The following is a 1,270-nucleotide window of genomic DNA, read 5'->3' on the forward strand; positions in this document are numbered from 1 at the left end:
GCGTGCGGACCAACGGTCCGCACCCACCACAGGACGAGAGTCCGCACCCACCACAGATCGAAAGTCCGCGCCCACCAAAGATCGAAAGACCACACCCAGCACAGGACGAAAGTCCGCACACACTGCGATCAGCCCTTGGCCTGCGCTGCGCGCTGCGCGTTGTAGCGCTCGCCGACGATGGCGATCTCCTGCAGCGTCTGCGCGATGCGCTCCAGCTCGGCGGGAGACAGCTGCAGGTCGGCGGCGGCAAGGTTCTCTTCCAGGCGATGGATCCTGGTCGTCCCCGGAATCGGCACGATCCACGGTGCCCGCGCCAGCAGCCAGGCCAGCGCGACCTGTGCCGGGGTGGCGCCCCGCGCCGCCGCGATCGTGGTGATGCGGTCAACCAGCGCTTGATTGGCGCGACGCGCTTCCACTTCGAAGCGTGGCACGGTGTTGCGGAAATCGTTGTCGGCGAAGGTGGTGTCGGCGTTGATCGCGCCAGTCAGGAAGCCGCGACCGAGCGGGCTGAACGGCACGAAGCCGATGCCGAGTTCCTGCAGCGCCGGCAGCAGTTCGCGTTCCGGTTCGCGCCACCACAGCGAGTACTCACTCTGCACTGCGGCCACCGGTTGCACGGCATGCGCGCGACGCACCGTGGCGGCGCTGGCTTCGGACAAGCCGAAGTGGCGCACCTTGCCCTCGGCGATCAGGTCACGCACGGTGCCGGCCACATCCTCGATCGGCACGTTCGGATCCACGCGGTGCTGGTAGAACAGGTCGATGTAGTCGGTGCGCAGGCGCTTGAGGCTGGCTTCGGCCACCGCACGGATGTTCTGCGGACGACTGTCCAGGCCGGTGTCGACCTGTGCGTCCTTGAAGCCGAACTTGGTAGCGATCACCAGCTTGTCGCGGTGCGGTGCCAGCGCCCTGCCGAGCAGGTCTTCGTTGGTATACGGTCCGTAGACTTCGGCGGTGTCGAAGAAGGTCACGCCGCGCTCGACCGCGGCGTGCAGCAGGGCGATGCCCTGGCTCTGCTCGACGGCGGGACCGTAGCCGTGGCTCAGGCCCATGCAGCCCAGGCCCAGGGCGGAGACTTTCAGGCCGCTGCGGCCGAGTTCACGTGTCTGCATCGTCGTGCTCCAGTAGGGGAGCGATGACGATACGCCTGCAGGGGCAGCGGATTGAACGACCTGGATGGCAGTCGGTCATGACTGGATTTCATGAATGCCGTCCTGCCGCCCGCACCAATTCTGCATCCGGTGGACGAGTTACCTACGCTACCTTGGAC

1 protein-coding gene is annotated in these 1,270 nt (G+C 66.5%); it reads right to left on the minus strand.

Annotated elements, in window-relative coordinates:
- Positions 1–128 precede the first annotated feature (128 nt).
- Entirely contained in the window at positions 129–1,112 is a 984-nt protein-coding gene (locus AC1VAN_RS22205; protein WP_263929774.1) for an aldo/keto reductase, read from the minus strand.
- Between the last annotated feature and the right edge of the window lie 158 nt (positions 1,113–1,270).

Source organism: Stenotrophomonas sp. 05L44_2, from assembly GCF_056665995.1.

Coding starts and splice junctions, on each gene's coding strand:
- AC1VAN_RS22205 (WP_263929774.1), bottom strand. CDS start 1,112: ATGCAGACACGTGAACTCGGCCGCAGCGGCCTGAAAGTCTCCGCCCTG.